At 42.9% G+C, this 25,416-nt stretch carries 26 protein-coding genes; 7 read left to right on the top strand and 19 right to left on the bottom strand.

What is annotated here, in order from left to right; genetic code table 11:
* Positions 1 to 3: 3 nt before the first annotated feature.
* The 4 genes from NSQ36_RS06185 to proG form a co-directional block, all read right to left on the bottom strand.
* Positions 4 to 966, bottom strand: coding sequence for an ABC transporter permease (locus NSQ36_RS06185; RefSeq protein ID WP_309216540.1), 963 nt, complete (start codon positions 964 to 966; stop codon positions 4 to 6).
* Positions 963 to 1,898 carry an ABC transporter permease gene (locus NSQ36_RS06180; RefSeq protein WP_003211100.1) on the bottom strand — a complete coding sequence of 312 codons (936 nt, stop codon included), beginning with the start codon at positions 1,896 to 1,898 and terminating at the stop codon, positions 963 to 965. Before NSQ36_RS06180 ends, NSQ36_RS06185 begins: the two co-directional genes overlap by 4 nt.
* Before the next feature lie 18 nt (positions 1,899 to 1,916).
* Positions 1,917 to 2,741 (bottom strand): M55 family metallopeptidase, encoded by an 825-nt coding sequence (locus NSQ36_RS06175; protein ID WP_003211925.1) that lies wholly within the window; start codon positions 2,739 to 2,741, stop codon positions 1,917 to 1,919.
* 189 nt (positions 2,742 to 2,930) lie between these two features.
* Positions 2,931 to 3,755: a pyrroline-5-carboxylate reductase ProG gene (gene proG, locus NSQ36_RS06170; protein WP_106032382.1), complete on the bottom strand. Its 825-nt coding sequence runs from the start codon at positions 3,753 to 3,755 to the stop codon at positions 2,931 to 2,933.
* A 169-nt stretch (positions 3,756 to 3,924) separates the two neighbouring features.
* On the opposite strand from proG, the gene NSQ36_RS06165 reads away from it, so the two are divergent.
* Positions 3,925 to 5,229, top strand: a complete 1,305-nt coding sequence (locus tag NSQ36_RS06165; protein ID WP_339207032.1) for a trypsin-like peptidase domain-containing protein — start codon at positions 3,925 to 3,927, stop codon at positions 5,227 to 5,229.
* Between the two features lie 135 nt (positions 5,230 to 5,364).
* Here the strand turns inward: NSQ36_RS06165 and NSQ36_RS06160 are convergent, their stop codons facing one another.
* The gene (locus tag NSQ36_RS06160; RefSeq protein WP_226805076.1) at positions 5,365 to 6,321 is read right to left on the bottom strand and encodes a ring-cleaving dioxygenase; all 957 of its coding nucleotides are present in this window, start codon (positions 6,319 to 6,321) and stop codon (positions 5,365 to 5,367) included.
* Between the two features lie 318 nt (positions 6,322 to 6,639).
* Between NSQ36_RS06160 and NSQ36_RS06155 the strand changes: the two genes are divergently transcribed.
* Positions 6,640 to 7,965 carry an amino acid permease gene (locus NSQ36_RS06155; RefSeq protein WP_226805075.1) on the top strand — a complete coding sequence of 442 codons (1,326 nt, stop codon included), beginning with the start codon at positions 6,640 to 6,642 and terminating at the stop codon, positions 7,963 to 7,965.
* On the opposite strand, the gene NSQ36_RS06150 is transcribed toward NSQ36_RS06155, so the two are convergent.
* The 14 genes from NSQ36_RS06150 to ggt all read right to left on the bottom strand — a co-directional run bounded on the left by NSQ36_RS06150 (position 7,966) and on the right by ggt (position 21,765).
* Entirely contained in the window at positions 7,966 to 8,304 is a 339-nt protein-coding gene (locus NSQ36_RS06150) for a bh protein (RefSeq protein WP_034619978.1), read from the bottom strand.
* Between the two features lie 63 nt (positions 8,305 to 8,367).
* The gene (locus NSQ36_RS06145) at positions 8,368 to 9,324 is read right to left on the bottom strand and encodes a sugar-binding transcriptional regulator (RefSeq protein ID WP_050945210.1); all 957 of its coding nucleotides are present in this window, start codon (positions 9,322 to 9,324) and stop codon (positions 8,368 to 8,370) included.
* A gap of 93 nt (positions 9,325 to 9,417) precedes the next feature.
* Positions 9,418 to 10,203 (bottom strand): SDR family oxidoreductase, encoded by a 786-nt coding sequence (locus NSQ36_RS06140; protein WP_339207324.1) that lies wholly within the window; start codon positions 10,201 to 10,203, stop codon positions 9,418 to 9,420.
* Entirely contained in the window at positions 10,181 to 10,882 is a 702-nt protein-coding gene (locus NSQ36_RS06135) for an SDR family NAD(P)-dependent oxidoreductase (protein WP_233421732.1), read from the bottom strand. Before NSQ36_RS06135 ends, NSQ36_RS06140 begins: the two co-directional genes overlap by 23 nt.
* A 25-nt stretch (positions 10,883 to 10,907) precedes the next feature.
* Complete coding sequence (gene lpdA, locus NSQ36_RS06130) at positions 10,908 to 12,290, bottom strand: dihydrolipoyl dehydrogenase (RefSeq protein WP_284906264.1); 1,383 nt, start codon at positions 12,288 to 12,290, stop codon at positions 10,908 to 10,910.
* A gap of 12 nt (positions 12,291 to 12,302) precedes the next feature.
* A complete protein-coding gene (locus tag NSQ36_RS06125) occupies positions 12,303 to 13,625 on the bottom strand; it encodes a dihydrolipoamide acetyltransferase family protein (protein ID WP_106032377.1) in 1,323 nt (440 codons plus the stop codon).
* Between the two features lie 17 nt (positions 13,626 to 13,642).
* Positions 13,643 to 14,623, bottom strand: a complete 981-nt coding sequence (locus tag NSQ36_RS06120; RefSeq protein WP_034620051.1) for an alpha-ketoacid dehydrogenase subunit beta — start codon at positions 14,621 to 14,623, stop codon at positions 13,643 to 13,645.
* A gap of 31 nt (positions 14,624 to 14,654) precedes the next feature.
* Entirely contained in the window at positions 14,655 to 15,638 is a 984-nt protein-coding gene (gene pdhA, locus NSQ36_RS06115) for a pyruvate dehydrogenase (acetyl-transferring) E1 component subunit alpha (RefSeq protein WP_003211858.1), read from the bottom strand.
* A gap of 182 nt (positions 15,639 to 15,820) precedes the next feature.
* The gene (locus NSQ36_RS06110; protein WP_339207029.1) at positions 15,821 to 16,852 is read right to left on the bottom strand and encodes an alcohol dehydrogenase catalytic domain-containing protein; all 1,032 of its coding nucleotides are present in this window, start codon (positions 16,850 to 16,852) and stop codon (positions 15,821 to 15,823) included.
* The gene (locus NSQ36_RS06105; RefSeq protein WP_268458812.1) at positions 16,849 to 17,295 is read right to left on the bottom strand and encodes a hypothetical protein; all 447 of its coding nucleotides are present in this window, start codon (positions 17,293 to 17,295) and stop codon (positions 16,849 to 16,851) included. Before NSQ36_RS06105 ends, NSQ36_RS06110 begins: the two co-directional genes overlap by 4 nt.
* Positions 17,296 to 17,361: 66 nt before the next feature.
* Positions 17,362 to 17,640 (bottom strand): PTS sugar transporter subunit IIB, encoded by a 279-nt coding sequence (locus tag NSQ36_RS06100; protein ID WP_003212259.1) that lies wholly within the window; start codon positions 17,638 to 17,640, stop codon positions 17,362 to 17,364.
* Positions 17,641 to 17,659: 19 nt separating this feature from the next.
* Positions 17,660 to 19,033 (bottom strand): PTS transporter subunit IIC, encoded by a 1,374-nt coding sequence (locus NSQ36_RS06095; RefSeq protein ID WP_003210771.1) that lies wholly within the window; start codon positions 19,031 to 19,033, stop codon positions 17,660 to 17,662.
* 53 nt (positions 19,034 to 19,086) lie between these two features.
* Complete coding sequence (locus NSQ36_RS06090; RefSeq protein WP_106029849.1) at positions 19,087 to 19,554, bottom strand: PTS sugar transporter subunit IIA; 468 nt, start codon at positions 19,552 to 19,554, stop codon at positions 19,087 to 19,089.
* A gap of 459 nt (positions 19,555 to 20,013) precedes the next feature.
* Positions 20,014 to 21,765, bottom strand: coding sequence for a gamma-glutamyltransferase (gene ggt / locus NSQ36_RS06085; RefSeq protein WP_339207026.1), 1,752 nt, complete (start codon positions 21,763 to 21,765; stop codon positions 20,014 to 20,016).
* Positions 21,766 to 21,992: 227 nt separating this feature from the next.
* On the opposite strand from ggt, the gene NSQ36_RS06080 reads away from it, so the two are divergent.
* The 5 genes from NSQ36_RS06080 to NSQ36_RS06060 all read left to right on the top strand — a co-directional run bounded on the left by NSQ36_RS06080 (position 21,993) and on the right by NSQ36_RS06060 (position 25,341).
* Positions 21,993 to 22,451 carry an ASCH domain-containing protein gene (locus tag NSQ36_RS06080; RefSeq protein WP_050945220.1) on the top strand — a complete coding sequence of 153 codons (459 nt, stop codon included), beginning with the start codon at positions 21,993 to 21,995 and terminating at the stop codon, positions 22,449 to 22,451.
* A 206-nt stretch (positions 22,452 to 22,657) separates the two neighbouring features.
* On the top strand, positions 22,658 to 23,275 hold the full coding sequence (locus tag NSQ36_RS06075) for a DUF47 domain-containing protein (protein WP_003212390.1): 618 nt from the start codon (positions 22,658 to 22,660) through the stop codon (positions 23,273 to 23,275).
* A 15-nt stretch (positions 23,276 to 23,290) separates the two neighbouring features.
* The gene (locus NSQ36_RS06070; RefSeq protein ID WP_003210927.1) at positions 23,291 to 24,289 is read left to right on the top strand and encodes an inorganic phosphate transporter; all 999 of its coding nucleotides are present in this window, start codon (positions 23,291 to 23,293) and stop codon (positions 24,287 to 24,289) included.
* A 136-nt stretch (positions 24,290 to 24,425) separates the two neighbouring features.
* A complete protein-coding gene (locus tag NSQ36_RS06065) occupies positions 24,426 to 25,196 on the top strand; it encodes a type II toxin-antitoxin system SpoIISA family toxin (RefSeq protein ID WP_003211137.1) in 771 nt (256 codons plus the stop codon).
* Positions 25,165 to 25,341 (top strand): type II toxin-antitoxin system SpoIISB family antitoxin, encoded by a 177-nt coding sequence (locus NSQ36_RS06060; protein WP_080984789.1) that lies wholly within the window; start codon positions 25,165 to 25,167, stop codon positions 25,339 to 25,341. The genes NSQ36_RS06065 and NSQ36_RS06060 overlap by 32 nt, the downstream gene beginning before the upstream one ends.
* The last annotated feature ends 75 nt before the right edge of the window (positions 25,342 to 25,416 follow it).

The raw sequence follows: 25,416 nt of genomic DNA, 5'->3' as shown, positions 1-25,416 counted from the left end.
CCATCACCTCTTCATCTTCGGATCAAGCGCATCTTGCAAGCCATCACCTAAATTGTTAAAGCAAAACATCGTGAGCGAAATAAAAAACGCAGGGAAAAATAAACGCCACCAATGCCCGTTATCTGACAGCACTGTCGGCAGCGCATCATTTGCCATCACGCCCCAGCTTGCAAACGGTGCTTGAATGCCTAAACCAAGAAAGCTTAGGAACGCTTCTGCAAATATCGCGGTTGGTACAGTTAAGGTCATCTGAACGATAATCGGCCCCATCGTATTCGGCAGCAGGTTGCGGCGAATGATACGAAGGCTCTTTGCACCAAAGGTTTTTGAGGCAAGGACATATTCCTGGCTTTTCAGCTGAAGAACTTGACCTCTCACGATTCTTGCCATTCCAATCCATCCGGTGACAGTGAGCGCTACAATAATGGTGACGAGCCCTGGCCCCATCAGAACCATCAATAAAATGACAACAAGTAAATAAGGAAGACCGTAGAGCACCTCGACGATTCGCATCATGACATTGTCATATCTCCCGCCCTTATAACCGGCAATGCCTCCATAGATCACGCCGATGGCAAAATCAATCAGGGCTGCCATGACGCCTACAAATAAAGAAATACGCGCCCCGTACCATGTACGCGTGAACACATCTCGTCCAAGCTCATCCGTTCCGAACCAGTGAGCAGCGGATGGCGGCAGATTTTGCATCGAAAGACGCTGCTCTGTCACGCTATTAGGTGCAAGCAATGGGCCTAATAGTGCCATGATAAAAAGAAAAATCAATACCGATAGACTAAACATCGCAAGCTTATTTTGCTTCAGTCGCCTCCATGTGTCTGCCCAATACGAAAGAGAGGGTCTTTTAATGGCATGGGCCTCCGTTTTCTTTTGCTCTCTCGGAGAAAACCATTCGTCCGGCACTTCATGATGCGGATTCGGTTGATCCTGCTGCAAATGTATACTCATGCCTTTCCTCCTTTCTGATGCAGCTGAATCCTTGGATCAAGCAGGCGATACGCCACATCGACAATGAAAAGAAGTGTGATTAAAATGATGCTGTAAAAAACAGTGGTTCCCATGATGACAGGATAATCACGGTTGTTAATACTCTCGACAAAGTATTTTCCCATGCCAGGAATCGCAAATATTTTTTCAATGACAAAACTTCCTGTTAAAATGCTTGCGACAAGTGTGCCAAGAATAGTCACAACAGGCAAAAGCGCATTTCGAAGTGCATGTTTAAACACAATTTTAAAGGGAGAAAGTCCTTTTGCTTTAGCAGTGCGAATATAGTCCTGAGACAGCACTTCAATCATGCTCGATCTTGTTAACCGGGCAATAATGGCCATCGGACTAACGGCAAGAGCAATGGTTGGCAGCACCATATGCATCGGACTTGTCCACATCGCTGTAGGAAAGAGCTTCAAATTCACAGCAAGCTGCTGAATTAATAAGGTAGCAAAGATAAAGTTTGGAATGGATATACCGAAAACAGCAATGGTCATGGCGATATAATCAATCAATCCATTGTGCCGGAGGGCAGCCATGACCCCTAGCAGGATGCCGGAGATGACAGCAATCAATATTGAGATAAGACCAAGTTCTAATGAGACTGGGAAGCCTCTCGCCAATAGATCATTGACACTTTCAGAAGGCTTTTTAATGGAAGGACCAAAATCAAAGGTAACGATGGATTTTAAATAGATGACATATTGAACATACAGTGGTTCGTCTAAGTGATAGTAGCTTTCGAGGTTTCGCTGGACGGTTTCGTTTGTATTTCGTTCTTCATTGAAGGGCGATCCTGGGATGACCTTCATTAAAATAAACGTTAACGTCGTAATCGTTAAAATCGTGGCAATCATCGCAATAAAACGCTTGAGCAAAAAGCTGGTCATCTGCCGTCTCCCCCTCGCTTAACAAAATGTTGTACGTGCGGCAAGCTCTGTCATGACAAGCATCGCTTGGTAGGCTTCTAATATATTCTCTGCTTGATACGTCACCGTTGTTGTCCCTTCAATAATGGCAGTACCAGGCATTAAATTCGCCCATTCAGCTTGTCCATAATTGGCAAACTCAATCTTCAGCAGCGGCTGATCAGGAGGCGTCAGCGGCTTGATGTGATGAATCTGTTTCATTGCGGCTTCCACTTGCTGTGAGATTTGTTGGTTGACTTTGGCAGGAGTGAGACATTTCACAGCAGATCTTGATATGGTCTCTTTCACTGCCACTGTTTTCACACCAGGCATCAGCTTCTCTGCTTCAAGAGCTGCTTGATCGTCTCCGCAAACAAGAATCACCGGCACACCATAGTAGCCTGCAACATACGCATTAAAGCCCATTTCACCAATTGGATGATCATTTATGTAAAAATGTCTAACACCAAAAATCATACTGTGGGACATCACACCTTTCATAGACGCCCTCGCATGATAGCCTAAAAAAACAGCAGCATCATAGGTTTGATCTAACCCTTGAACCATTGAATAAGGCTTGACGTCACCAGATATAAGAGATGCTTCTTCATGCAATTCTTCAATCAACAAATTATTCATTTTAGAATGACTGTCATTGACCAAAATATTGGTTGCGCCATGCTGAAGAAGTGCCTCCACACAGGCATTCACTTCACCCGTCATGATCTTTCTGCCCCGTTCATAATTGTGCTGACGGGCATCGACAAATGTATGATCAGCTAGACCAGTAATCCCCTCCATATCGACAGATACATAGAGCTTCATTCCCATCCCCCTTAAATTAAACTTAAAATTTGTGTATATTTTTCTAAATTTTCTAAAAAATTATATGATTACTTGATCGATTTTTCAATACAATGTCTGAAAATAAGGAAATTAGACTCAGATATTATAGATCAAAAGACTGTATGACAAAGGATTTTTTTAACAAATAAAACACCACTAACTATGTCTTTAGTGGTGTTTGTCTGCTTCGTTAATCTGTGATTTCAGCTGTTCATATTTCTTCATCGTTTGTGTAAATAGATCATCAAACATCTGAGGTGCCTGCTTTTGAATAACCTCGGCGCCTTCTCCTGTAATGCCCCCTTTTGTCGCCACTCTATCGACGGTTTCAGCAAAGGTGAGGCCCCGTTCTACAAGGACTTGACCTGTGCCTAAAAGGGCATACGTTAAAAATTCATACGCTTCCTCTAAGGAAAGCTCACTATTTCTCACAGCAGCTCTCGCCATTTCTTCAAAAAGAGCAGCGATAAAACCAGGAGATGAGCTCGTCAAGTTACTCGCCGCATCGAACTTGTCTTCTTCAACTTCACGTACGATGCTAAAAGCTGAAAGCAGGCGGTGCAAACGCGCCTTTTCTTCCTCTCCAGCAGTTTCACCATGCGCAACGAGGGAAACGCCCGTTCCAACAGCTGACGTGAGCGTTGGGATGTATCTGGATATTGGTTGAGTCGTATGCTTTGATAACTTGTCTAACGTCACAGCCGCGGCTACTGACACAATATGCACCGATTTGGCTGCTGAAGACAGTTGATCGAGTACATCAAGTACAGCAAGCGGCGGCACGCAGATAAAAAGTACATCACATGACGCAGAAAGTTCCTCTAATGAGCAGATGTTTATTTCTTGATGCTTGTCTTTAAGTTGAAGCAGGCGGTCCGTTTCACTTCTTGTGTGGATCATGATTTGATGGGCATCGAGCACTTCTTTTTCCAGCCATTTTTGCACCATCATATCAGCCATGCTTCCATATCCAATGATTCCAATTGTCTTCACAGTTTAATCTCCTCTATTTTGCTTAGATTCACTACTTATTTTAACAATTTCCCACAATGTTTTCATTTTTATCCCACACTTTTTTCTTACGATCAAGTCAGTATCCACAACAAAAGGTAAAACCCCCTTAAACCCATACATGAAAAAATGATGAAAGAGAGTGATTTGAATGACACAACACAAAAATGAACAACAACCTTCTCAAGAACTTCAAACAACGGAGCAGCCGCAAAAACGAAAGAAGAAGCCAAACGGCTGGTTTAAGCCATTTGTCAGCGGTGTTGTAGGCGGTACGCTGGCGTTAGGTGTGTACGTCCTTTCGCCATATGCCCAGCACGCATCAGACAACACAGCACATAATTCAGCAGTGGTATCGACAAATGATACAAGTGCCAATTCGTCAAAAACAACCGCCGTCCAAACATCACATTCATCGAGCAGCATCTCCAGCATGGTGGAAAATGTATCACCAGCCATTGTCGGCATTACAAACTACCAAGCGCAAAGTCAAACAGACACGAGCTTCGGCGATTTCAATACGCCTTTTGATGAATCACAGCAAAATAAAAGCAGTCAAGAGGAAAAAACAGGTACAGGCTCAGGAGTGATTTTCAAAAAATCCGGCAGTAAAGCCTATGTCTTAACAAATAACCACGTCATTGAAGGGGCAAATAAACTCACAGTATCCTTACACGATGGCAAAACCGCCAAAGGTAAACTGGTTGGAGCTGACCCGCTGACTGACCTAGCTGTTGTAGAAATTAGCAGCAGTCACGTAACGAAGGTTGCGGCATTAGGCGATTCCTCCTCGCTGCGTGCTGGGGAAACCGTCATCGCGATCGGAAACCCGCTTGGTGAAGATCTATCAAGAACCGTGACACAAGGAATTGTCAGCGGTGTCGACCGAACGGTCTCGATGAACACATCCTCAGGTGAAAGCAACATTAATGTCATTCAAACAGATGCAGCTATTAATCCAGGAAACAGCGGCGGCCCGCTTCTTACGACAGATGGAAAGGTTGTGGGGATCACGAGTATGAAAATTTCTGAAACAGGTGTTGAAGGCATTGGATTCGCGCTTCCAATCAATGATGTCAAACCAATCGCCGATCAGCTTCTCGCAAAAGGAAAGATTGAGCGTCCATATATCGGCATCAGCATGCTGGATCTCGAACAAGTCCCGGATGTGTATCAGAAAGAAACACTCGGTCTCAAAAATAGTCATCTTGATCAAGGCGTATACGTCAAAGAAATCGCCGCAGGCTCACCTGCCGCCAAAGCCGGCTTAAAGTCTGAGGATGTCATTACCGCCATCAATGGGAAACAAATCAAAACCGGAAGTGAATTACGTCATGAACTATACACGAATACGAAAGTTGGAGACACCGTAAACATCACACTCATTCGAAACGGAAAAGAAGAAACGAAGAAGGTGACATTAACACAAACTGAATCTAAGCAGGTAAGTTCCTAATGCAAAAGAAAAAGGGCTAAAATCAAGATGATTTTAGCCCTTTTTTCTTTTCAGCGTGATAGAAAACCTTTGCAGATCTGACAAAGAATGCGAGGGTTTGTCTATACGCTGAGCAGCTCATCATGAGCTGCTTTTTTATGATGACTGAATTGGCGTTAATCTTTGTTCTATTTCTGCTCGTTTGTGCTCTAGAAATGGCGGAAGGGCTAATTGATCGCCAAGCTCATCTACTCCTTCGTCGACTGTAAATCCAGGGCCGTCTGTTGAAATTTCAAATAAGATACCATTCGGTTCTCTAAAGTAAAGGGCTTTAAAGTAGAAACGTTCCACAACACCAGAGTTCGTGAAGCCTGCTTTTGATATTTTGTCATACCATTTTTCCAGTTCCTCTGCATCTTCCACGCGAAAGGCTACGTGATGCACACTTCCTCTGCCGGAACGCTCAGAAGGCCCTTCAGTTTTTTCGATCACATGAATTTCTGTTCCAGCACCGCCATTTCCTGACTCAAAAATGGTCACGATCTCACCATCATTTGATTGTTCACGCGCTCTTTCGGTGAAGCCAAGGATGTCTGTTAAAACACGGATCGTTTTGTCCGCTTCTGCAACAGTTAATTCCACTGGACCCAAACCTCTAATGGCAAACTCTGCCGGAATATCATCATGCACTGGCGGTGAGCCTGCTTCTTGTGCGTTCGGTTCTACTGTTAAAAATAGCTGCTGCCCTTCTGGGTCTTGAAAGCGCAAGGCAAGTCTGCCCCCTCTCAAGGAAGCCGTTTCTTGCTGTACGTCTGTCTCTTCAAAACGCTTTTCCCAAAATGAAAGTGCTTCTTCAGAAGAAACGAGAAGGCCTGTGCTTGTGATCGCGTTTGTTCCTTTCAAACGACGAGCGAGCATTGGAATTTCAAAGAATGTGAGCTCCGTTCCCGGTGAAGCGACCTCATCTCCATAAAATAAGTGATACATAGATGGGTCATCCTGATTGACCGTTTTCTTTACAAGTTTTAAGCCAAGAATCTGGCGGTAGAAATCAACATTTTTTTGAGCATTGGCTGTTAATGCAGATACGTGGTGAATTCCATTGATTTTCATTACGTTCACTCCTATTTCTAAATATCTCGAATTCAAGATAATATCCTTATGAATAAAATAGGTCATTTCTCAAGAAAAGTCAACCATTTGGCTAGATGTTCGGTTTCTAACGATAAAATTAACATTAAATCAAAAATAATCTTTTATTGTTCGCTTTTAACGAAACATTTACCCTGATATCTCCAATAAACGAACACTTTTAAATACAAATACGAAAATCAGAAAATTTTTTTAATTCTTGTTTTCCTAAAATCGTATTACAATGAACAAAATACATGTCACAGTAACGTACGAAAGTGATGCAGGAGGTCGCGAGTAATGAACAAAGAACAACCAGCGTTAAAACAGGACATCGGCTTATTTTTCGCCCTATCTCTTGTCATCGGGACTATTATCGGGTCCGGCGTCTTTATGAAGCCAGGCAACGTCCTTTCCTATTCAGGAAGCTCAGATATCGCATTATTCGCTTGGCTGCTGGGCGGCATTTTAACCCTTGCAGGCGGACTCACTGTTGCTGAAATTGGTACACAAATCCCTCGGACTGGCGGATTGTATGCCTACCTTGAAGAAGTGTATGGTGAGTTTTGGGGCTATTTATGCGGCTGGGTGCAGATTATCATTTACGGACCTGCCATCATCGGTGCGCTCGGTCTTTATTTTGGTTCATTGTTAGCTAATTTATTTTCTCTATCTTCTTTATGGTCGACAACAATTGGCATTATCACTGTTTTATTTTTATGTTTAATTAACATCATGGGAACAAAATACGGCGGCTTTGTTCAAGGGCTGACCACCATCGGAAAGCTTGTCCCGATTGCCGCTATTATTGTGTTTGGCTTATGGAAAGGAAACGAAAATATTTTTATGGCTGTCAACGATAGCATCGCTCAAATGAACTTCGGTGCAGCGATCTTGGCTACGTTGTTTGCCTATGACGGCTGGATATTGCTTGCAGCACTTGGCGGTGAGATGAAAAACCCAGAGAAGCTGCTTCCTCGTGCAATGGCAGGCGGGATTTTAATCGTCACGGCTTGCTATCTCTTTATTAATGTCGCTCTTTTGCACGTGTTACCAGCAGATCAAATCGTACAGCTTGGAGAAAATGCGACAAGTACTGCTGCGACAATGCTCTTTGGACCAATCGGCGGTAAGGTCATTAGTATCGGCATCATCATTAGTATCTTTGGCTGTTTGAACGGAAAAGTTCTTTCATTCCCACGTGTGATTTTCGCGATGGCAGAGCGAAAGCAAATTCCTTTCGCAAACGCGATCTCACGTATTCACCCTACATTTAAAACACCGTGGATTGCTGTATTTGTACAAATTTTGATCGCCATTGTGTTTATGGTCGTCAGCAATCCAGAAAAGCTGTCAGAGGTTTCGATCTTCATGATCTACATCTTTTATGTCATGGCCTTTTTCGCAGTCTTTAAACTGAGAAAACAAAACAAAGGAATCGAACGTGCTTATAGCGTACCACTTTATCCGCTCACACCAATCGTTGCGATTATCGGTTCTTTATTCGTCTTAATCAGCACCATGATCACCGACTGGAAAAGCTGTCTCATCTCTATGCTGATCGGGATTGCTGGACTGCCTATTTATTATTATATGAAAAAAACACACAAAAAAGCAGAGCGCTAATCAGCTCTGCTTTTTTTTATATTGCTTAATCACTTTGTATGATTCGTTTAAATATCTCATGAGCCGGTATGGCTTACTAAGCACGCGGATTGGGAGTCTTGAGATAAATCCATTCAAATTCGCCTTATATTCCTGCGTCATCCGCTTTGGCTTTGTCGCAATTTTTTCGTATACTTCTTTGTAAAATTCCTTCATGATGTCGACTTTCACACTGATCTTCTGATGACACTCTGTACACTCAACGCTTTTCATCTGATCATTCACATAAACGATGCTGTGGAGGGTCTCTTCTTGGCACCGAGTACAATGTAGGTTCGCTTCCATTTCGGTTTTCTTCAAGATACACAGCTCCTTTCTCGTTTGATGTTGCTCTTTTTATACAATTCGATGGCTACTCGCCGTTTATTGGACGGAAGCTTCCTTTAAAATGGCTGCGGCCGTTAGTTCGTCTGTCACCAGTACTTGAATAAAGCCGCCATTTAAAGCCCCTAAAATACTTTCAGCCTTATGGGTTCCTTCTACAACAGCGATGACCGTTTTGACGCTCTTTAACTGCTCCAGTGATAAACCAATGACCTTTTGGTTCAGTTCATCTTGGACAGGTTTGCCTTGACCGTCAAAGAAACGAAAGCCAATATCACCAACAGCCCCTGATTGCCTTAAACCAGATAAATCTTCTTCTTTTAAGTAACCAACTGTTTTTAACGTTGAACCTTTATGCGGGTTGCCAATACCGATGAGGGCAATATCTACATTTTTACCTTCTTCAAGCACAGCTTCTATATCCTGCATTGCCATGAGCCGCTCTTTTAATTCTTCTGTTTCTAAAATCGCCGGGGCATATAAATAGGAACACGTGCCATTCATTTTCTTTGCCAGCTCATATGCCAGCTGATTGGCATGAATGTCGACTGCCTGCCTGCCCATTCCGCCCTCTAATGGAATGACCTTCACATCATTTCTTCGCTCGAACGGGTATTCCTTTACAAGCTCAGACAGTGTAGTTCCCCATGAAATGCCGATTTTCTCCGCGTCTTTCATGTTTTTAGATAAATAATAGGCGCCTGCTTGACCGACTGCCCGCTTCACCATCTCAGACATTGTCCCGACGCTTGGGACAACGACAGCATCTGTTAATTGAAAAGTTGTTTCTAGCTGTTTTTCCAGTTCCACCGTATGAATACTTTCATCTTTAATGTACACCTCAACGATTCCCACATCTTTTGCTTTTTGTAAGAGCTTTGAAATGACTGGTCTTGAGACATTGAGCTTTTTTGCGATTTCCTGCTGCGTCCACCCGTCTGTATAATAAAGATGAGCAACTTTGACGAGCTGTCGTCTTTCTTCCCAATTCAGCATGTGACATCATCCTTTTAATATACTATGATTCCCAGTATACCAAACATTCGTTTCTAATTGGCACAATTGTTATGAAAATGACAAAAAGAGCGATTACCTCTCCGCTCTTTTTCCCTCCGTATATTTTGGCTGATACGTTCTCCCGCCGTCTAACAGGATAATTTGTCCGTGCAAGTAGCTTCCCTCTTCACTTGTAAGAAATAAAGTGAGTCCTGCGATATCCTCTGGTCTTCCTAATCTCCCGACAGGAATGAGCGATTGTAGCTGCCTTTTCTCCACCTCAGTAGGATAGAGCGTATCAAGCATTTGAGATTCAATCACGCGGGGTGCAATCACATTGATACGCACATGGTGTGCCCCTAATTCCTTTACAAGCGAACGCATCAGGCCAAAAGCACCTGCTTTTGAGGCGTAATACTGAATTCCACCGCCTGAGCCAGTGATAGCAGATCCTGATCCAATCACGACAATGCTTCCTTCTTGCCGCTCACATATATAAGGTGCTGACGCTTTGATGCAATAGTAAAGACCATACAAGTTCACAGCCAGTGTCTTTTTCCAAAGTAAAAAATCGACTTCTAAAAAAGGAAGTGATTTTGTCATCCCTGCTGAATACACAAGATGAGCAATGCCGCCTAGCTCCCTTTCAGCTGCTGAAATCATCTGCTGAACACTTTCCCACGATGAAACGTCAGCTTGAAATGTCAGCAGCTCAGAGTGCTGTTTTTTTAAAAGTGAAAGTCCTTGTTCATCTATATCAGACACAGCCACTCTGTGCCCTTCTTTTAAAAAACGCTCGGCAATTTCCTTTCCAATCCCTTGGGCACCACCAACGATGAGAACCGGTTTTTGATCATTAGCCAGCACTCTCACCCCCATCAAGCATAATCGCTGCACCATCAGTAAATGCGCCATATGATGTACTTAAAAAGACCGTCATATGGGCCACAGTCTCCTTGATTTGCTCTGCATTAGGAATCAAATGGAGAGGGGGCGGCAATAAGGCGAGCACCCGAATGCCTTTGTCTTTAAATTCTCGCGCCAGCCCTTTTGTCATGGCATTCAGCATGGAATTCGATGTCGCATGTGAAATCCCGCCATCACCTGTGATACTGCCTGATGACGATATATTAATAATGCAGCCTTTTTTCTGGTCAACCATGTGCCATACGGCAGCTTGACTGGAAAGAAAGACAGTATTCACAGCTGTTTCCACTTCGTCCATCCACTCATTAGGGTGAGCGGCATCAAGCTCCGCCTCAGCTCCTTGCGCTGCTTGATTGACCAAAATATCCAGTTTCCCGCACGTATCGATCACTTGCCTCAGCATACGCGTGGCATCACGCGGCGTTTCTAGCGGGTTCATGATGATACTCGCCTGACCGCCCATTTTTTGAATGTCTTCACAAATGGTTCTAGCCTTTGATTCATCATGAAATGTGTGTAAAAAAACATGTGCACCTGCCTGGGCTAAAGCCAGGCAGATGGCTTCTCCAAATCCATCTGTGCTACCTGTCACAAGTGCCGCTTTCTGATGAAGCTGGACGTGCACATGCATCTCCTCCCTATCCCTTGTTTGGCATTTATTTTCTCAGCTTACTCACGATATCAAGAGCTGCTTCATAAAAACCTTCTGAGATGGTCGGATGCGGATGAATCATTTTCGCCATCTCTTCTGCTGTTCCTTCTAAATACATAAAGGAAGAAGCTTCTGAAATCATTTCTGTGACATGCGGACCAACCATCGTTGCACCGATCACTTCACCATATGCTGTATCGTACACCAATTTAATAAAGCCTGTTTGAACACCTGCTGCTAACGCTTTACCGCTTGCCGCTAAATCAAATCGTTCAGTTTGTACGCTGAGCCCTTTGGCTTTTGCCTCTTTCTCCGTAAGACCAACACTTGCCACCTCTGGTAATGTATAAATACATCTAGGCATAATATCAGCATTCATTTTTTCAGGCACGCCGCAAATATTGCTGACCGCAACAGCAGCCTCTGCCATCGCCGCATGAGCCAGCTGATAACCGCCGGCGACATCCCCAACTGCGTATACACCTTCAGCACTTGTCTGCATCCGATCATTCACCTTGATAAACGGACCATCATGCTGAAGATCAAGCTGGTTAACAGCTGATACATTCGGTCTTCTTCCAACGCAGACAAGCAGTCTTTCCGCTGTAAAGATGTGCGTCTCCCCTTTATCATCTGTTGCATGAACCGCTTTGACTCCTTCGCTTTCCGTCACCTCTGTCACAGTGGTTTTCTTCGCGATATGGATGCCCTTTTTCTTGAGTTCTCTTTCTAGCAGCTTAGATGCTTCTTCATCCTCTTGCGGGATAATGGACGGTGCCGCTTCAATAATGGTGACTTTTGATTGAAGACTTTGGAAGATACAAGCAAGCTCAAGACCAATGACGCCTCCGCCAATAATGACGACAGAAGCAGGAATATCTGGGATGTCAAAGATTGTATCACTTGTATCAAATGAAATATCTTTAAGCCCCGGTATTGGCGGAATAGCTGGTGTAGATCCAGTAGCAATGATTAACTCTTTCGTTTCAATCGATTCTGATCCATCTTGTTTTTCAATCTCAATCCGGTGCTTTGTCACCGCTGTGCCTCTGCCGTTATATACATCAATCTTTCCTTGCTTTAATAAAAAGGCGATTCCACCTCTGAGCTTTTCAATGACTTCATCTTTGCGCTTTCTCATTTTATCGAAGGAAAGAATCATGTCACCTGTTTCGATTCCCCAGCTTTTCGCCTTCTCGATTGATTCAATGACTTCTGCATGTTTCAGCAGGGTTTTTGAAGGGATACAGCCTCGATTTAAACAAGTACCGCCTAGAAAATCCTCCTCAATCAAAGCAACCTTCCGTCCGCGCTCAGCCGCTTGAAGGGCGGCAGTATACCCGCCAGGCCCTCCGCCAATGACTGTCAGATCATACGTTTTCGTCATCCGATTCATCTCCTACATTAGCAATTCAAATGGTTGTTCAAGCACTTTTTTAAGGTCTGTTAAAAAGGCAGCCGCTGGTGCGCCATCTACTACTCGGTGATCAAACGATAAACTGACACCCATCATTGGCCGCACCTGAATTTCTCCATCTACTGCAACAGGTTTATCTTGAATCCGTCCTACACCTAAAATCGCCACTTCTGGCTGATTAATGATCGGGGTAAAGGTATCAATGGCATACATGCCTAAGTTACTAATCGTAAAAGTGGATCCTTTCAGCTGGTCAGGAAGTAGTTTTTGATCACGTGCGTTTCGGCCAATTTCTTTCGCTTCTTTTGTTAGTTGTTTTAATCCTTTTTGATTCGCATGAGAAATGACTGGTACCATCAAGCCGTCTTTCACTGCAACAGCGAGACCAATGTGTACATCTTCATGGAAATGGAGCTCATTTTGTTCAAATGTCATATTGATCTGCGGGTGGCGCGTGAGTACATGGCTGACCGCATGAATGATGATTTCTGTGAACGACAGCCGGTAGCCTGTCTCTTTTTCAATCGCCGGAAGTAACTGCTGACGCACTTCTTTCGCTTTCGTCATATCAATTTCACTTGTTAATGTGACGTGCGGTGCTGTAAAGGCACTTTGTGACATGCGATCAGCAATCACTTTTCTCATGCCAGCTAATTTTTGTGTTTTCACAGGCGAAGCCTCTTTTGTTTGCGTTGCTGCTTGTACGTCACTCTTCATGATCTTACCGTGAGCGCCAGATCCAGAAACTGCTGCTAAATCGATTCCTTCACGAGCAGCGACTTTTTCTGCAAGTGGTGAGACGCGCTGGTCTTTCTCGCTAGAATGAACGACTGCCTCGACGTCCCGCTTTTGGACTCTGCCTTTTGGCCCTGTGCCAGATACCTCTTGAATCGCCACATGATGATCCTTTGCCGTTTTTCTCGCTGCGGGCGTGGCACGTACTTTTTCACCAGATGTTTTTGGGGCTTCAGTAGAACTGGATGAAGACGAGTCTGGTGAAGACGATTCGCTGCTTTCTGAGGAATCCTCATCTGCCTGTGCTGGCGGCTCGCTTGGCACCTGTTCATTTGCCTCTCCGATATATCCAATGACAGCATTGACTGGAATTTGATCATCAGCTTCGTAGTATTTCTTTAGAAAAATGCCGTCATCATAGGCTTCCACCTCGATGTTGATCTTGTCTGTCATAATTTCAAAAAGAGGCTCACCGATTTCAACCGAATCTCCTTCTTCTTTCAACCATTGAAGCAAGGTTCCGATCTCCATCGTACTGCTTAGCTTCGGCATAAATATCTCTTTTGGCATGATCTTCTCCCCTTTATTTAAGAGCGTACAAGCTCTTTTGCTGCTTCAATAATATCTGGCACTTGTGGAATGACCGCTTTTTCCAGCGTCGGGTTGTATGGTATTGGGACTGCAAGGCCGCCAAGTCGTTTAATCGGCGCATCTAAATAGTCAAACGCTTCACTTTCCGCTATCATACTTGCAATCTCTCCACCGTAGCCTCCTCGTTTGACAGCCTCATGAACCACGATACATTTACCTGTTTTCTTCACAGATTCGATAATGGTTTCTTCATCTAATGGGACAAGTGTTCTTGGGTCAATGATTTCAACATCGATTCCCTCTGCTTCTAGTTCCTTCGCCGCTTCTAATGCTTTGTGTACCATAATCGCTGTTGCTACAATTGTGACGTCTTTCCCGCTTCTTTTCACATCAGCTTTCCCTAAAGGAATCGAATAAGGCTCTTCAGGCACTTCGCCGATTGTTTTATATAAAAGCTTGTGCTCGTAGAAAATGACAGGGTTGTCATCATCCATTGCTGCCTTTAAAAGTCCTTTGGCATCATAAGCTGTTGAAGGCTGAACTACCTTTAATCCCGGAATATGAGCCATCCACGCTTCTAAGCTTTGTGAATGCTGCGCTGCGGCACCCGTTCCTGATCCTGCTGGTGTTCTCACAACGAGTGGTACTTTTCCTTTTCCGCCAAACATGTATCGTGTTTTGGCTGCTTGGTTTACAAGCTGATCCATTGCGATTGTAATAAAGTCAGAGAATTGAAGCTCTAAAATCGGACGCATACCTGTCAAAGCCGCTCCGACTGCACCTCCTGCGATGGCAGCCTCAGAGATTGGTGTATTGCGTACGCGCTCCGGACCGAACTCTTCAATCATGCCGCGCGTGACCCCAAAAGCACCGCCATATACGCCGATATCCTCACCTAAAATGAATACATCTTGGTTCTCTCTCATTTCCTGACTCATAGCCTCTCGAACGGCTTCTAAATATGAAATCTCTCTCACTGTTGTTTTTGTCACGTGATTCCCCTCCTAATTAGGCGTATACATCCTCTAATAGTGTATCGATTGACGGTTCTTTACTGTTTTTAGCGAATTCTACAGACGCTTCAATTTCCTGCTTCGCTTCTTCCTGCAAGGCCGCTGCCTGCTCTTCTGTCAAAACATTCAGTTCAATCAAGAGAGACTTAAAGCGCTTGATTCCGTCTTTTTGTCTCCACTCTGTTTCTTCTTCACGTGTACGGTATTTTTTCGCATCACTCTTAGAATGACCCTTCCAGCGATACGTTTTCATTTCAATAAGTGATGGACCTTCTCCAGCTCTTGCGCGGCTGACTGCTTCATCTACTGAGTTCATAATCTCGACCATGTCATTTCCATCAATCGATTTCCCAGGTATTCCGTAGCTTTCTGCTCTTGTTGAAATGTCTTCAATGTTGATCATTTCTTTTACAGGGCCAGACATGCCGTACTGATTGTTTTCACAAATGAATACAACAGGCAGATCCCAAATGGATGCAAGATTTAGCGCTTCGTGAAAGCTGCCTTCATTTGTCGCTCCATCTCCGAAGAAACAAAGAACGACATAGCCTTCCTGTTTCATTTTAGATGTGAGCGCTGCACCTGTTGCCAGCGGGATACCGCCGCCAACGATTCCATTTGCGCCAAGGTTCCCTTTTTCTAAATCAGCGATATGCATCGAGCCGCCTTTTCCTTTGCAATAGCCAGTCTCACGTCCGAATAGTTCTGCCATCATCTTATTGACCTCTGCACCTTTTGCAATACAGTGACCATGTCCACGGTGCGTGCTGACGATCTTATCTTCGTCCTTTAATACGGCAATTGATCCAACAGCTGACGCTTCCTGTCCGACACATAAATGAGTGGTTCCATGGATAAGTCCTTTGGCAAAGAATTGATCGACCTTTTCATCAAAATATCTCACTAACCACATTTGTTTATATAAATCTGCTAATCTCTCATGACTAATCTGTTCAGGCAAAGTGATTTGTTTTTGCATTTCTTCTCTCCCCTTTACATTTGTTCTTATATGTTACATTTGTAATTATCATACGTTTAAGTATCTTTGAAGTCAAGTATTTCTCTTTCATTTTTAAGCGTTTTCATCTTTTATCAGAAAAAAAGAGAAAGGCAAAGCCCTTTTCTAAAGAACTTCTCTTTCTCTTCCAATCTCCTAGGTTCTCATTCATCTGGGTACATCATGATTTTGACACTCTCACCTTCAGGGTGCCTTGCGCATTCTATCGCCTGAAGGAGCTGACTTAACGGATAACGATGCGTCACCATCTTTTCTGTGTTGACCACTTTTGCTCTTAGAAGTTCAAGGGCTTCGAGGTAGTGATAAGGATGTGAGGAATAGGCTCCTACTACTTTCACTTCATCATGGAAAAATCGATCAGCCGGAATGGAGACGTCTCCCTTTGGAAAATGAGCAAACACTAAAATCGTTCCGCCTCTCGCTACCGATTGAAATGCTTCTTTTAAAAGCGCACTACTCCCAACAGAAATAATGACGAGGTCTGCTCCCTTTCCATTTGTTTCTCTCATGACCCGGTCTTCCACCGGCTCAGAGGCTGGATGAAAAGCGACGTCTGCACCTAAATTTCTCGCTTGCAGCAGCCGGTTCTCATTCACATCCGTTATCATCACTTTCCCAGCCAAGTAATGTTTGGCAAGCTGTAGTTGAATGCAGCCAATTTGCCCCGCTCCAAGGATCAGTACAGAATCTCCTGGATGAACAGGTGCTCGTTCAAAACCGTGCAGGCAGCAGGCGACTGGCTCCACCATCGCCCCTTGCTCATATGAGACGTCATTCGGGAGCTTGCCCATTGTGTGCTTGACATGTAATGCAGGGACGCGGATATACTCTGAAAACCCGCCTGGCTCTACATTAGTGGCTGCAAACTGCGGACACATTGTATAAAATCCCTTTTGACAAAAGTCACAGGTGAAGCAAGGTACATGATGCGCAACATAAACCCTGTCTCCCGTTTTTATATTTGTCACAAGCTTTCCAGTTTCAACAACATCTCCAGCGATTTCGTGCCCTAGTACCGTTCCATGAGGTACCGTCTCATGTGTTGCTTTGTAAATATCTGTGCCGCATAAGCCGCAGGCACGCATTCTTAATAGCACTTCATCATCACCAATCGCAGGCCGGTTCCGCTCCTCATACCGAATGTCCTCTGAAGAATAAAAGACAGCTGATTTCATGTAGCTGCATCCTCCTTTTCATCACCTTTCGCAAAATCCTGCAACGTTTGCACAAGCTGCTTGTACTCACTCATCTCACTGGATATCCAGTAACGTCCTCCGAATATGCGAGATGGGCCCACCCTGACATAGACTTTTCCGATATGAGGGTATGGCTTGATAAAAAGCTTTCCTTTAATATCAGAGACCGCATATGTGTGCCATCTGCCAAACGCTCCGATTTTGAGTTTATCTTCACTAATGATGACGTTTGTCGGCTGGTTCAGCCCAGTGATGCTAGAAAGCATGAGGATAGGCAGCGTATAAACGCCTAACACAGCTAACGGTTCAGGCCCTGCTGACATTAACGTATAAAGAGACCAAAGAAAAAACAGACAGATGAGTATGGCTGGAAGAAAAATAGACAACACTGCAGACGTTCGGCTATAAGCATGATGCTGCATGAGACGTCCTCCTTTCAGATACATAGAAGGAGCCGGGAAAGCAAAGCTCCTCCATAGAATGATTGTTTACTTAATATGATCGATGATTTTTTCAATATCATCTTCAATGCCAAATCCAGTTAAAAAGGATAATGTTTGAATCACAGGCGTTCCTTTCGTATCACTCACTGGTGTTGTCGTTACGATTAAATCGGCGCCTTCCGCTTTTTGCGGGACTTCAGATGCCTTGCACTGTTCCACCACGACATCATATCCTTTTTCCTTTAACGTCTCTTCGACCTTTTTGGCAACAACCGTTGATGTTGCAACCGCTGTTCCGCATGAAACCAATATTTTCTTTGCCATAAGAATCCCTCCAGCTCTTTTATTGATCTTTCTGATCTAAGCCCATTTCTTTCGCATACTGCTTTCTAATATCATTTCGCACCCAGTACCATAGGAGCGCATAAGCCAGAGCACAGATGATGGCTGCAATAAAGTACGGGTTGCTCGGATCAAGAAGTCTCACCATGATCCAAGGAATGACGTGGGAACCAAGGTCAATACCTGAAATCATATTGGCTCCTTCTGGGAAGTCAAACCCGACTGCTTTCCCCATTGTTGTCGCAAGCGGTGCGAGATTCGTTGCGATAAAGAAGACAATCATTAATGTAAAAATACTGTTAATAAGACCACGAATAATGTTTCCACGAGCGGCTGCTACTGCCCATACAACTGTAAATGGTAGAACTGATAAGTCAGCAAACGGCAGCATGCCATTGTAAGGGAGAACGACTGCAAGTAGAATCGTAATCGGCACCATAAGAAGGGCTACCGCCATATTCGCCGGATGACCAATCACAATCGCTGTATCTAAACCAATATAGACATTTTTCCCAGGGAAGCGCTTTTGAATATAAGAACGAGCGCCTTCAGAGATTGGAATAAGACCTTCCATTAATAACGCAACCATTCTTGGCATTAGGACAAGAACTGCTGCCATTTGAATACCAAGCGTCATGACGCCTTTCGCATCATAGCCGCCTAAAAGACCAATAATGATACCAAGTATGAGACCCATCACAAGCGGTTCGCCAAAAATACCAAAACGTTTCTTCAATGTTTCTGGATCAGCATGAATTTTGTTTAAGCCAGGGATCTTGTCAATGATACGGTTGGACGCATACATAAGCGGTGCGAAGTTGACCGTTTCAGCATGAGCCATCGATACGCCTTTCAATCCAAAATGGTGTTCGATTGTCGGTGCCGTCCAATCAGCTAATTTAAGCGTGATAGCAGAGACGATCAAACCAACAGCAAGTGCCAAGAACATATTATGATAAGCGTAGTAAGTCACAGAGGCTGCGAAAATCAAATGCCAGAAGTTCCAAATATCCACATTCAGTGTTTTTGTAAAGTTAACGGACAATAAGATGACATTTAACAAAAGCACAAGAGGAATCATCAAAGGGGCAACAGGTGTACCGAAGGATATAGCCGCTCCAATCGGCCATCCAACATCCAAAATATCGAGCTTTAGGCCAAGGGAATTAACCATGGCTTTTGCTGCTGGCCCAAGGCCGCTCACAAGCAAATTAATGACAAGGTTGACACCGACAAACCCTATTCCGATCGTAATACCGGCTCGGAAGGATTTCTTAAAGCCTTGCCTTAAAATCATACCGAAAAGCGTCATAATAATCGGGAGCATAATAGTTGGTCCAAGGTCTAATATAAAATCGACAGCTTGCTTGATCATACATCCACCTCCTGGATTTTTCAGATAAAGCGCTTACATTATTTTGTGAAAGGCTATTGGTTTAATTCTTTCTGAAGCACAGCAACCGCTTCTTCATACGACGTCATATCAGACAGCTTCGTCATCACCTCTTCTTTTCTAAAAAGTGTCATGAGCTTCTCTAACATCACAAGCTGCTTACTAGGTTCAGAGATTGCTAGGACGAACACAATTTTAGCTAGCACAGTTTCATCAGGGCTCCCCATCTTGTGAAAGATGACAGGTTCCTTTAAAGTGGCTACACTAATCGCCGGTTTGTTCACATGCTCAGGATCTGTATGTGGAATTGCTACCCCAAAGGTCGCAAGTGGAAGGCCCGTAGGATATGTTTTTTCTCTTTCAAGCACAGCTGGTAAAAAGCTTGACTTAATATATCCTCCCGCCTCTAATCGCTCTGCTAAATATGTGGTCACCTCCTCTCTTGAAGATGCATCGTACTGCAGCTTGATCAGTTGTTCATCTAACTCAAACAAGTTGTTCAAACAACCACTCCTTTCATTTGGTATAAATATGAACACATGTAACAAAAAAAAGAACATTTTGGAATAGAACCTTTTATAAAGCGCTTACAAATATGCATCCTGAAAAATGTTCAATGTTGTTACCTTTGTAAAGATATTATAATATTCTAAATTATAAGTCAATGTTCCTAGGGAAAATTTTATAAAAAAAGAGGCAGTCTTCTGCATCTTTCATCAACTCTGCTCTACTTCTTATTAAATGTGACTTCCTCTCTCTAATCACTCAGTACTTGCTCTTTGATGTCAGCAACAACATTATCATTCATACGGAAAAAAGGCCCTTAGCCATCGAAATACATACAGTCCTGTACTTCATAAATAGCGAAGCGTCTTCCGCTCTCTGATCAGCTATGTTTCATTTATTTAAATAAAAAAAGAAACGCCATCCTCAAGAGGCGCTTCTTTTCCCGGGAAATGTTCTTATTGGGCAGAGAGCTTTAAATTGACGCCAACGGCAGTTCCGTTTCTCGAGGAGTCAGCCACTCCAGTAAAGGTTCCTGCTTTTCGATCAATGAGTAGCGCTTGGACATTTCCTATATCAATAGGCGAATTGCCGAAACGATGTCCCATGTCATTAAGCTTTGTTCTCACATCGAGAGGGACACCTACTTCATAACGATAAGAAGTTGGGCTGTTTGTGTAAATTCTTGGTTCTTCAACTGCATCCTGAAGCTCCATCTCATATTCAAGCAAATTCAAAATGGTTTGTGAAACAGAAGCAATAATGGTCGTTCCTCCCGGTGAACCTACTGTCATGACAGGCTCATTATCTTTAAAAATGATGGTCGGTGTCATACTAGACAATGGTCGTTTATTCGGCTGAACTTCATTTGCTCCGCCTGGTCTTGCATCAAAATCTGTTAGTTCATTGTTTAAGAAGAAACCATATTCCGGGACGAGAATCCCTGTACCAAATAACTGTTCAATGGTTGTCGTGAATGACACAACATTTCCCCACTGATCGGCAACAGTAAAATGTGTGGTCTCACCAATGGTTTTATCTTCAGGCTGTGGAACAATAGGAGATGGATTTTTTTCATCCTCATACGCCCACGGATCTCCTTCTTTCGGGTTACGATTCTTTTGATCTAATTGAATAAGAGAGGCTCTTTCTGAAATGTAATCATCGTCTAATAGTCCTTTTAGTGGAACATCTACGAACTCGGGGTCGCCGGCATATGCAGCACGGTCAGCATAGGAGAGATGCATCGTTTCAGCAAGTAGCTGATATTTTTCAAATGATTTGAGGTCATATTGAGATAGGTTAAAGTGGTCAAGTATTTTGAGAATTTGCAGCATAAACACCCCGCCTGAGCTTGGTGGAGGCATACTTGCAAGCTGGTATCCTTTATAGTCTCCCCAGATAGGCTTGTCAGTCTCGACCTCATAACGACCAATGTCATCAGTTGTCATCGTCCCGCCAAAATCCTGGACTGTATTTGCAAGTGCCTTTGCTACTTTTCCTTCATAAAATGCTTTGCTTCCTTTTTTCGCAATGAGCTTAAATGTTTTTGCAAGACCTGGCTGAACTAGGAGGTCTCCTTCTTTGAGCGGCTGATCATCTGGAAGAAAGATTGGCGCTGCGGCCGTTTTTTTCAATTTTCCTTGATGATCATCAATGGCTTTTGCCAGAACAGAATCGATTTCAAATCCATCCTCTGCAAGCTCAATGGAAGGCTTAATCAATTCCTTCATCGAGCGGGTTCCCCACTTTTCTAATGCCGCCTCAAGACCTTTCACAGTCCCTGGAACACCAACAGCATTACCGTGTGTGGATCGCTCAGCAAACGGGATGACTTTCCCCTCATTTGTTAAAAACATGTCTGGTGTTGCGCCTTGTGGTGCTCTTTCTCGACTATTGATGATGGATGTTTCTTTTGTCTTCCCATCATAAACCATCATAAATCCTCCGCCACCAATTCCAGACATCATTGGCTCTGTCACATTCAGTGCGTACTGGATGGCAACAGCAGCGTCAACAGCGTTTCCACCTTTCTTTAATACATCTGCACCCACTTCTGATGCGAGTGGATGGGCAGTAGCCACCATGCCATCCTTCCCAACAGCTACTTTATTCCCATGAGTTTCGTTTGCAGTGACCTGACTGACAGGCAGAAAAAACGAGAAAACCAACAGACATATGGACAAAATAGTTAGAGAAATGCGTTTCATACACAACACCCCTTCCATATTCTTACTTTGACCATACCGACTTCTTGACCAGAATACAATAGATTATTCTAAAATTTCTAAATTTTTCATTATATCTTCCTATATTCACCAAATATAAAGCGGATTTTCAAAACATATGACACATGTACTAAGTAGGGATAAAGACACTATCCTTTCATGTCTTTGATTTCGCGGTATAATAAACGCATCACAAAGGGGGAAGAATGATGAATCAGCAGAGCACCTTATTTTGGGAAACTTATTGGAAAGAAAAATCAGAAAGCGCACCAATTGACGCATCTGTTTCCGCTTGGGCATTTGGAGCAGACCCAGATCATTTACTTGACCTTGTTCTGCAAGGGAAAAAAACAGCGACATGTTCTGGGCATCTTTTTTACGAAAAGGAACAGGAGCCGCTTCCAAAGGCAGGACAATATGCGGTCATTTTAGACAGCCATGACGAACCAAAAGCCATCATAGAGATCACACATGTAGATGTCATGCCAATGAATGAGGTTCCAGAATCATTTGCCCAAGCAGAAGGCGAAGGCGATCTTTCTTATAACTATTGGTACAAAGCCCATCAAGCATTTTTCACAGAAGCACTCAAACCGTACGGATTAGAATTTAAAGAAGACATGCTCCTAGTTTGCGAGCGATTTAAACTAATATATTCAGCTTCTTAAGCTTTAAGCGGCGCCAAGAATGGACCGCTTTTTTCATTTCTTTTCTCCTTTCTGAAAAAGGTGTGTTGAGAACACATCTTTAGGTCAGAATAAGATCAAATAGAAAAAGTGAAGAAATTTTCGACTACACCTGTTTTTTTTCGACAAAAGAATATATAATTATTTGATGTGTGCATTGTCTCATTTATACAATGGAGGGTTTTTACATGTTAAAAAGGAAAAAAGACAAGTTTTCCGTCTTGTTAACGGAAATTGCTAAAAATTTAGATGAAACTGCTGAGTATTTTGTTAGCTATAAAGTAACAAATCAAACCACTCTGAAAGAATTTTCTGACACATTGAAGGAATATGAGACAAAAGGTGATAATCATGTTCATACGATGATTAAAGAGCTGAACAAAGCCTTTATTACGCCGATTGAACGTGAAGACATTCTTCAATTGACGAATAGCCTCGACGATGTTTTAGATGGAATTGAGCATTTTTCAGCGACAATGGAAATTTATTCAATGACAAGCTCTGACGAACATATCGACAAATTCAGCCACTACATCAGAGAATGTGCAAAGGAAATTTTAATTACAATCGATTTACTGGCTGAAAATCGATTAAAAGATATTCAACCACACGCAATCAAAATCAAAGAGATCGAGCATAATTGTGACAATCTTTATCGTAAATCACTAAAGAACTTGTTTGGAAAAGAAACGGATCCAATCAAGGTCATTCAATACAAAGAAATTTACGAAACACTTGAAGAAATTGCTGATTCCTGTCAAAGTGTTGCCAACAATTTAGAAACAATCATTATGAAGAATGCGTAACGGGGTTAGTTAAACATGGACACATTACTCATCCTTACCATATTTATTGTCATTTGTGCACTTGCTTTTGATTTCATCAACGGATTCCACGATACAGCAAATGCCATTGCCACTTCGGTTTCAACAAAGGCGTTAAAGCCTAGACATGCTATTATTATGGCAGCGTTCATGAACTTCTTAGGAGCAATGACATTTACAGGTGTGGCAAAGTCCATTACAAAAGACATCGCAGATCCTTTCACACTTCAAAACGGTTCTGTCGTCATTTTGGCTGCTTTAATTGCGGCCATTACTTGGAACTTGCTTACTTGGTATTACGGAATTCCGAGTAGTTCTTCGCACGCACTGATCGGATCAATTGCAGGAGCTGTTATTGCCTCTGCTGGTTTTGGCGCTTTAAACTATTCGGGGTTCATTAAAATCATTCAAGCACTGTTGCTTTCACCTATCCTAGCTTTCGTATTGGGATATATCGTGTATACCATTATCAAAATTATATTCAGAAACAACAATCTCGCAAAAACAAATAAACAATTCCGACGTGTTCAAATTTTAACTGCTGCACTGCAATCGTATACCCACGGAACAAACGATGCGCAAAAAGCGATGGGAATTATTACGATGGCTTTAATTGCAGGTAATTTGCATACAACTGACGACATTCCTTTCTGGGTACAATTCTCTTGTGCGCTTGCAATGGGACTAGGTACTTCTATTGGCGGCTGGAAAATTATTAAAACAGTCGGCGGTAAAATTATGAAAATTCGTCCAGTAAACGGAGTATCAGCTGACTTAACGGGTGCAGCTATTATCTTCGGAGCGACATTTATTCACTTACCTGTTAGTACCACTCACGTGATCTCATCTTCTATTCTAGGTGTAGGTTCTGCACACAGAGTAAAAGGAGTAAACTGGGGTACGGCAAAACGCATGCTCGTCACTTGGGTGATCACATTACCGATTTCGGGAACTCTAGGGGCTCTTATATACTTTGTGTTAAATGCGATTATCTAATATCAAAGACCTGTCAGACAGGTCTTTTTTTATTTGTCTGCACCCTTTTCCTACAAGCCATTTTTTCATGAAGCAGGGTTTCCAATCATATCCATAGAAATGAATAAGTATCCATCTGTCTATGGGAGAGAAGAACATGCTATTATTTTTTCAATTGACCGTGTGGTTATTGCTAGGTGCTCTTGCTGTATATGTATTTGCCGTATGGCGCTTTGAACAAAAAGTAAAAGAAAAGATGTTTGCCATTCGTAAAACGTGGTATTGGATTTATGTAGCTGGTGCTGTTGTGTACTGGACAAATGACCCTTCTTCAATCTTCACCGATTGGATGCACTACTTGATTATTGCCGTTTTTTTTGCATTAACCGATGCATTCATCTTTCTCAGCTCCTATATTAAAAAACTCGGAAATCACGAACTGGAAACCGACACCCATCAACTCCTAGAACAAAATAACGATCTACTTCATTCTTACCTCAATAAGCTAAAAACGTACCAATACCTATTGAAAAATGAACCGATTCATGTATATTATGGAAGTGTAGAGGCATATATAGAGGGAATTGAACGGCTCATTTATTCTTTTGCCGACAAAATGAATATTCAAGCGGTTCTTTGTCCATACGATACGCAGGAACAAAAAGATGACCTGCTGCGGACACTTGACCAGCGCGCTCTTATTCAGGCGAAGCTTGACAGGCAGGAAGTCTATTACGATGATTTCGGCAAATTGGTGCTCATCCCGTTTTCTGTAGCAGATGATCACTTCGTCATTAAGCTCACCTCTGATGACATTGTCACTGAGTTCGACTATTTATTAATGACGTCACTTACAACAATTTATGACCTAATCTTGCCTGACGAAGAGGAAGGTGATGAAGATGGACCACGCACTTCAAGGGGATAACAACAATCGCAAGAAAAACCCTTTTAAGATTTTAAAGAAAAAGCAACATATTAGTATGGCGGATTACAAGGTAAGCCCCCATACTGAGCGTATTTTTAAAAAGAACGAACAGCTCTTGGATGAGTATAAAAATAAAAGGGCTTGATTACACTAAAGGACGCGGAACAAAATCCGCGTCCTGCTTCCATTTTCACATAGACTTGCATACAATAATCTATAC

The organism is Bacillus sp. FSL W8-1143, from assembly GCF_037965155.1.
Classification (GTDB): Bacteria; Bacillota; Bacilli; order Bacillales; family Bacillaceae; genus Bacillus; species Bacillus pumilus.
This window is presented reverse-complemented; position numbering and strand designations above follow the sequence as displayed.

Excerpts from the sequence above, each read along its gene's own strand:
- NSQ36_RS06105 (WP_268458812.1), bottom strand. The coding sequence starts at position 17,295 with ATGCAGCATCATGCTTATAGCCGAACGTCTGCAGTGTTGTCTATTTTT.
- NSQ36_RS06080 (WP_050945220.1), top strand. The coding sequence starts at position 21,993 with ATGAATCAGCAGAGCACCTTATTTTGGGAAACTTATTGGAAAGAAAAA.
- NSQ36_RS06125 (WP_106032377.1), bottom strand. The coding sequence starts at position 13,625 with ATGCCAAAAGAGATATTTATGCCGAAGCTAAGCAGTACGATGGAGATC.
- NSQ36_RS06070 (WP_003210927.1), top strand. The coding sequence starts at position 23,291 with ATGGACACATTACTCATCCTTACCATATTTATTGTCATTTGTGCACTT.
- NSQ36_RS06135 (WP_233421732.1), bottom strand. The coding sequence starts at position 10,882 with ATGCATGTGCACGTCCAGCTTCATCAGAAAGCGGCACTTGTGACAGGT.
- NSQ36_RS06060 (WP_080984789.1), top strand. The coding sequence starts at position 25,165 with ATGAAGATGGACCACGCACTTCAAGGGGATAACAACAATCGCAAGAAA.
- ggt (WP_339207026.1), bottom strand. The coding sequence starts at position 21,765 with ATGAAACGCATTTCTCTAACTATTTTGTCCATATGTCTGTTGGTTTTC.
- NSQ36_RS06180 (WP_003211100.1), bottom strand. The coding sequence starts at position 1,898 with ATGACCAGCTTTTTGCTCAAGCGTTTTATTGCGATGATTGCCACGATT.
- NSQ36_RS06165 (WP_339207032.1), top strand. The coding sequence starts at position 3,925 with ATGACACAACACAAAAATGAACAACAACCTTCTCAAGAACTTCAAACA.
- pdhA (WP_003211858.1), bottom strand. The coding sequence starts at position 15,638 with ATGCAAAAACAAATCACTTTGCCTGAACAGATTAGTCATGAGAGATTA.
- NSQ36_RS06100 (WP_003212259.1), bottom strand. The coding sequence starts at position 17,640 with ATGGCAAAGAAAATATTGGTTTCATGCGGAACAGCGGTTGCAACATCA.
- NSQ36_RS06075 (WP_003212390.1), top strand. The coding sequence starts at position 22,658 with ATGTTAAAAAGGAAAAAAGACAAGTTTTCCGTCTTGTTAACGGAAATT.
- lpdA (WP_284906264.1), bottom strand. The coding sequence starts at position 12,290 with ATGACGAAAACGTATGATCTGACAGTCATTGGCGGAGGGCCTGGCGGG.
- NSQ36_RS06160 (WP_226805076.1), bottom strand. The coding sequence starts at position 6,321 with ATGAAAATCAATGGAATTCACCACGTATCTGCATTAACAGCCAATGCT.
- NSQ36_RS06175 (WP_003211925.1), bottom strand. The coding sequence starts at position 2,741 with ATGAAGCTCTATGTATCTGTCGATATGGAGGGGATTACTGGTCTAGCT.
- NSQ36_RS06185 (WP_309216540.1), bottom strand. The coding sequence starts at position 966 with ATGAGTATACATTTGCAGCAGGATCAACCGAATCCGCATCATGAAGTG.
- NSQ36_RS06155 (WP_226805075.1), top strand. The coding sequence starts at position 6,640 with ATGAACAAAGAACAACCAGCGTTAAAACAGGACATCGGCTTATTTTTC.
- NSQ36_RS06065 (WP_003211137.1), top strand. The coding sequence starts at position 24,426 with ATGCTATTATTTTTTCAATTGACCGTGTGGTTATTGCTAGGTGCTCTT.
- NSQ36_RS06145 (WP_050945210.1), bottom strand. The coding sequence starts at position 9,324 with ATGCTGAATTGGGAAGAAAGACGACAGCTCGTCAAAGTTGCTCATCTT.
- NSQ36_RS06095 (WP_003210771.1), bottom strand. The coding sequence starts at position 19,033 with ATGATCAAGCAAGCTGTCGATTTTATATTAGACCTTGGACCAACTATT.
- NSQ36_RS06110 (WP_339207029.1), bottom strand. The coding sequence starts at position 16,852 with ATGAAATCAGCTGTCTTTTATTCTTCAGAGGACATTCGGTATGAGGAG.
- NSQ36_RS06140 (WP_339207324.1), bottom strand. The coding sequence starts at position 10,203 with ATGGGGGTGAGAGTGCTGGCTAATGATCAAAAACCGGTTCTCATCGTT.